General features: G+C 44.3%; 4 protein-coding genes. All 4 read right to left on the bottom strand.

All coding sequences use genetic code 11. The features are described 5' to 3' along the window. Nucleotides 1–40: 40 nt before the first annotated feature. Nucleotides 41–1,921 (bottom strand): GGDEF domain-containing protein, encoded by a 1,881-nt coding sequence (locus R8N46_RS14055; RefSeq protein ID WP_053306859.1) that lies wholly within the window; start codon nt 1,919–1,921, stop codon nt 41–43. 110 nt (nt 1,922–2,031) lie between these two features. After that, nucleotides 2,032–2,526 carry an acetolactate synthase small subunit gene (gene ilvN, locus R8N46_RS14060; RefSeq protein ID WP_005379697.1) on the bottom strand — a complete coding sequence of 165 codons (495 nt, stop codon included), beginning with the start codon at nt 2,524–2,526 and terminating at the stop codon, nt 2,032–2,034. Between the two features lies 1 nt (nt 2,527). Continuing rightward, complete coding sequence (locus R8N46_RS14065; RefSeq protein ID WP_005379695.1) at nt 2,528–4,252, bottom strand: acetolactate synthase 3 large subunit; 1,725 nt, start codon at nt 4,250–4,252, stop codon at nt 2,528–2,530. A gap of 449 nt (nt 4,253–4,701) precedes the next feature. Further along, a partial coding sequence (locus R8N46_RS14070; protein ID WP_318189657.1) for a long-chain fatty acid--CoA ligase occupies nt 4,702–6,363 on the bottom strand: 1,662 nt, incomplete at its 5' end.

Genomic DNA, 6,363 nt, shown 5'->3' on the forward strand with positions numbered 1-6,363 from the left:
AGCGGGGGTCTATCCCCGTTTTTTCGTTTTTGTAAAAGCACTAAGCAATATCATCATAACTATGACATAGCGATACGCAGTTACGCCCTGCACTTTTTGACTCATACAAAGCAATATCAGCACATTTATACGTTCTTGTACGATCAGAGGTTAAATCACTATACCCAGCACTGACAGTAATGCCTCTATCACTACGCATTTGAACCGCGACACGTAGCCTGTTCAATACAATTTCAGCCTCTTCTAGTGTTGTATGCGGCATGATCACTGCAAATTCCTCACCACCGACACGAGATACAAAGTCTGTGCTGCGGACTTCTTCTAGGAGGGTTTCTGCGACACTACAAATCACCTTGTCTCCTTCGTCGTGGCCAAGCTCGTCATTAATACGTTTAAAGTGGTCAATATCAAACAACGCCAAACAAGCAGGAGGGCTATCAGGATAGCGTTCAATAATCCCCGCATATTGCGCCAATTGCTCTTCAAATTTTCGGCGGTTCCACAACCCCGTCAAGCCATCTTTTTCGCTTAGGTTTCGTAATTTTTCTTCTAACTCTTTTTGCCCAGAGATATCCACCAGCGACGTAATGTAATAACTCACTTTACCTGATTTGGTTAAATTCGCCTGAATACGCATTATTGCAGTAAAGACTTGATTAAACTTAGTTCGACAACGAATCTCCCCTTCCCATACGTGTTCACTCTTCAGTGTTTTCCAGATACTCAGGTTTGCTTCGAGATCTTCAGGTAAGAGAATTAAATGATGTGCACTCCAACCTTGGGCATGCTTGGTTGAGTAACCCATCATGTTTTCAAACTCTTGATTAACCATGATGATTCTATGTGAAGCATCCGAGATCATCACCGCAGTCATACCATCAAGAGCAGCTCGAGCCAACTTCGATTCCATACTATGACGCCGATAATGCAGAGCAAGGGCTGCCGTCGGCAAAGTGAAGCCGAGCACCAAACTTAGAACAAAAAACGCTTCTTGGATTAAGTCATCAATGTCCCTCTGAGCTCGGGATAATAACTGCTCATTGGTAAGATCAATAACCAGATGAAGAGGTTCGCTAGAAACAAACTGGATGGTGCGATACGCGACCAAATTCGAACCATTGTAAGCATAGCCCGAATCTTTTGAATTTAAACTACGCCAAATGTTTGGGTACATCCGGCCAAAATTAAATTGAGAGCGAGCGGGAATTATATGGCCATACAAACGAGCTGATTTAGGGCTATCAATGTAAAATCCGTCACTCTTAATCAGCTCAATATGGAAATCAAGCACTGACGAATAGTTGAGTCGAGAGGATAAATAGTCAATATCAACATTAAGCACAAGATACCCTTCGCGCTTTCCGTTAAGCGAAATAGGCATCAAAATACGCAGTGACGGACTATAGGGATAGACTAACTCGCCATACTCTCGTTCTAAACCTATCCCCCACGAAGCGATTTCGCCATCGTCTAAGTTCTTAGCGAATTGAAAGTAATCTCGCTCTGACTTATTTTGCAATTTGATCGCGGGCAACGCAGCGCCTGTTTCAATATCATAATTAATCCTCACTTTTTCTCGACCAGAAACATCAAGAAAGCGAATTTGCTTATACAACTTTTGATTGATTGCGACCGAGATCCACATGTCTTCTAAGATGGAACGGTTCACCCGGTTAGGTTGGCGCAGATATTCATACAGACTTTGGCTGTGACCAAGTAGGTCACTGATCGTTTCGATTTGATCCTGAATATTGCTGTATTCACGGCCAGTATAGGCCAATTGATGTAACGCTTCTTGAGCGGTGTTCTCAACATTGTTTTCTAACAATGTCAGATATTTCTGATAGTAGTAAGCGGCAGTGAGTGCACTAAAAAATAGTGCTGTCGCCAATAAGGTGCCGACTCGCTTAGGTACTTTCACACGTCTAATGCCTATCATGCTTACTAAAACGACAATTATATCATTAATTGTTATTTTCTAAACAAAAAAGCCACTTAGATTAAGTGGCTTTTCTATATGCAATCAGAGAGTTAAGGTTTGAGAGCTCGCTCTCCTCGCGCAATGCCAACGACACCACTACGAGCAACTTCGACAACTTCGGTCACTTCGGATATCGCTTGAATGAAGGCATCTAGCTTTTCACTCGTACCCGCAAGTTGTACGGTGTATTGGGAAGCCGTGACATCCACGATCTGGCCACGAAAGATGTCTGCCGTCCGCTTCACTTCTGCTCGCGCAAAACCACTGGCTTTCACTTTCACCATCATCAGTTCACGCTCAATGTGCTCATACTCGGTGACTTCTTGTACTTTCAGCACATCGATCAGTTTGTGTAACTGCTTCTGAATTTGTTCCAACTGCATCTCATCAGATGTCGTGGTAATGTTCATTCGCGACAGGGTTTCATCATCAGTCGGTGATACCGTCAAAGATTCAATGTTGTAACCACGTTGAGAGAACAAACCAACAACACGAGACAACGCACCCGGTTGGTTTTCCAATAGCAATGAAATAATGTGTCTCATATTAAGTTCTCTCCGTTTTGCTTAGCCACATTTTATCCATACCCTCACCTTTGATTTGCATCGGGTATACGTGTTCGGTTTCGTCTACGTTGATGTCCACAAACACCAGACGATCTTTCATATCCAACGCTTTTTGTAGCCCTTCTTCGAGCTGATCAGGCGTTTCGATACGAATACCGACGTGACCATAAGCTTCTGCAATCGCTGCAAAGTCAGGAACAGAACTCATGTAAGAATTAGAGTGACGACCTTGATAAATAATGTCTTGCCACTGTTTTACCATGCCTAAGAATCGGTTGTTCAGGTTGATGATCTTCACTGGAATGTCGTATTGCATGGCTGTCGACAATTCTTGAATGTTCATCTGAATACTGCCGTCACCAGTCACAACCACGACCTCTTCTTGTGGCATGGCAAACTTCACGCCCATACCAGCCGGAAGACCAAATCCCATGGTGCCAAGACCACCAGAGTTTATCCAACGGCGCGGCTTATTGAATGGGTAGTACAGCGCCGCAAACATCTGATGCTGGCCCACATCAGACGCCACATATGCGTCGCCATTAGTTAGCTTGTGCAGCGTTTCAATTACTTGCTGTGGCTTGATTCGTTCTGGAGACGTTTCATAAGACAAGCAGTTGCGGTCACGCCATACTTGAATGTCATCCCACCATGCAGTGATAGCATCTTGATCATTTCCACTACCTTGCTCTGCAAGCAGCCCGAGCATGGTTGTCAGCACTTTTTCCGCAGAACCTACGATCGGCAAATCCACTTTCACGTTTTTCGAGATCGATGACGGGTCGATATCAATATGCATCACTTTTGCGTTTGGGCAGTACTTTTCAAGGTTGTTGGTTGTACGGTCATCAAAACGCACACCGATACCAAAAATAAGATCGGCTTCATGCATTGCCATATTAGCTTCGTAAGTGCCGTGCATACCCAACATGCCCAGTGAGTTTTTATGTGTACCCGGGAATGCCCCCAAGCCCATCAAAGTACTCACAACGGGTAGGTTCAGTTTGTCGGAAAGCTCTAAAATATGTTCATGGGCGCCAGAAATCACCGCACCACCACCGATATAAAGCACTGGTTTTTTCGCCTCTAATAGCGATTTAAGCGCTTTTTTAATCTGGCCTTTATGGCCCGAAGTTGTCGGCTTGTAAGAGCGCATTGAAAGCGTTTCTGGATATTGATAAGGCAGTTTGATTTGCGGGTTCATTACATCTTTTGGCAAATCAATCACAACTGGACCAGGTCGACCTGTAGTCGCGATATAAAACGCTTTTTTGATTGTTTCAGGAATATCTTCCGCTTTTTTTACTAAAAAGCTGTGTTTGACCACTGGGCGGGAGACACCGACGATGTCACACTCTTGGAAAGCATCATTACCAATTAGGCTATTCGGTACGTTACCCGAGATAACGATCATTGGGATAGAGTCCATATACGCTGTTGCAATACCCGTAATGGTATTGGTCGCGCCCGGCCCCGAGCACACAAGTACGACACCCGGTTTACCGGTAGCTCGAGCGTAACCATCTGCCATATGAGTGGCGGCTTGCTCATGCCTTACAAGTACGTGTTTGATTTGATCGGTTTTGGCATGCAGTGCATCGTAGATATCCAAAACAGAGCCACCTGGGTAGCCAAAGATCTGCTCTACGTGCTCTTCTATCAGAGATTGAACCACCATCTCTGCGCCTGACAACATTGCTGTCATAATTGCTCTCCTTAGCCAGTTTCCTCACCGTAAGGTCAACGGATTGGTCTGGTTTTACATAGTCTAGGTCTTATTCGTAGCCTAATCGAAATACTTCCACGTTTTCGGCTATGTCTTGCGTTCGTCATAACATCCCGCAAGGTTACCCAACAAATGTAACGTTTTATTATCAAAGGGTCTAATGAGAGATTGATCTACTTTTTAAACAAGATACTAGTAATTAGAATGTTAGTAGGAATAGCAGCCACACATCTCCTATTTCACAGTACAACCTAAAAAGTTAACGCTCAAAAAAAGAACATTATTTCATAAGCTTTTAGCTATAGGGTGCGAAATAGCGTTATTTGACGAGCAGAACAGAAAAAATCAATACAAACAAAAATCCCCAGCAATGCGCGATCACATCACTGGGGATTTTTTCATCAATATAAAATCTAAGTCAGCTTAAGTTACTTTTTATCCGACTTTTCCTTATACATTTCTTCAATTTCATCTTGGTATTTGTCATTGATGACTTTACGACGAAGTTTTTGAGTTGGCGTTAACTCACCATCATCCATAGAGAAAGCTCTTGGTAACAATTTAAACTTCTTCACTTGTTCAAACTTTGCCAACTCTTTTTGAAGATCGTTCACACGCTTCTCAAGCATTTCGACCACCTGGTGGTGCTTAATCAACTCAACGCGATCGTGATATTTAATATTCAGCTCTTTCGCGTACTCTTCTAGCGAGTCATAGCAAGGCACGATAAGCGCAGAAACAAACTTACGAGTATCCGCAATGACTGCGATTTGCTCGATGAAGTGGTCTTTACCAATCGCACCTTCAATCATTTGTGGAGCGATGTATTTACCACCTGAAGTTTTCATCAACTCTTTGATACGATCGGTGATGAACAAGTTGCCATTTTCATCAATGTAACCAGCGTCGCCCGTTTTTAGGAAACCGTGCTCATCAAAGGTCTTTTCCGTCTCTTCTGGCATTTTGTAATAGCCACGCATCACCATTGGACCACGAACCAGAATCTCGTTGTTTTCGCCGATCTTAACCTGTGCGCCAGGCATCGACATACCAATAGAGTCGGGGTTAAAACATTTATCATCCCAACACGATACTGTCGCCGTGGTTTCAGTCATGCCGTAGCCCAACTTAACGTTGATACCAATCGCATGCAAGAATCGACCGATGGTTTCATCCAGCTTTGCACCACCACAAGGCATAAAGTTGATTTGCCCGCCAAGTAGCGCACGCAGTTTGCTCAGAACCAACTTATCCGCCAAAGCGTATGACTTACGCAGCAAGAGCGATGGCTGACGTTTTTCTTGATGACAAGCGGCCATTTTTGCGCCCATGTTGACTGCCCAAGTAAACATGATCTTACGGTGAATCGGCGCGCGAGACACTTTCTCATGAATCGCAGAGAAGATCTTCTCATAGAAACGCGGTACGGCACACATCACGGTAGGTCGCACCTGGCTCAGTGCATCACGTACTTGCATGGTGTCTTGCAAATAGCAGTTGGTCGCCCCTTTGTACAATACATAAAAGGTCCAAGCGCGCTCAAATACGTGTGACAACGGAAGGAAACATAATGACACGTCACTTTGAGAAAGGCTCAAGCGCTGATCGTGCCCTTCCAATTGCGCCGCAATGTTTGCGTAGTCCAACATAACGCCTTTTGGCTGGCCTGTTGTACCCGAGGTGTAGATCAGCGTGAGTAGATCATCTTCTTTTGCCTGATCTAAACGCGCGTCCAATTCAACTTGATATGTAGTGTCGCCTTTGGCAACAAATGCTTGCCAAGAGATAACGAAATCATGATCGCCAAGTTCTATATCATCAGACATCGCAACAATGAGCTCTAACTGTTCGCACTGGTCGAAAATGCTCACGGCTGCATCAAATTGAGGCTGTTCACCAACAAACAGAACTTTGACGTCTGCATTGTTAATGATGTACGCCGACTGAGCGGCAGTATTGGTTGGGTAAATAGGTACTGTCACGCTGCGTAATTGCAGTGCTGCGATATCAGCGATCGTCCATTGCGGCATGTTGTTCGAGAAAATGCCGATCTTATCTTGGACTCCTAATCCCTGAGCCAAAAGTGCAAG

The organism is Vibrio sp. 1874, from assembly GCF_033344395.1.
Classification (GTDB): Bacteria; Pseudomonadota; Gammaproteobacteria; order Enterobacterales; family Vibrionaceae; genus Vibrio; species Vibrio alginolyticus.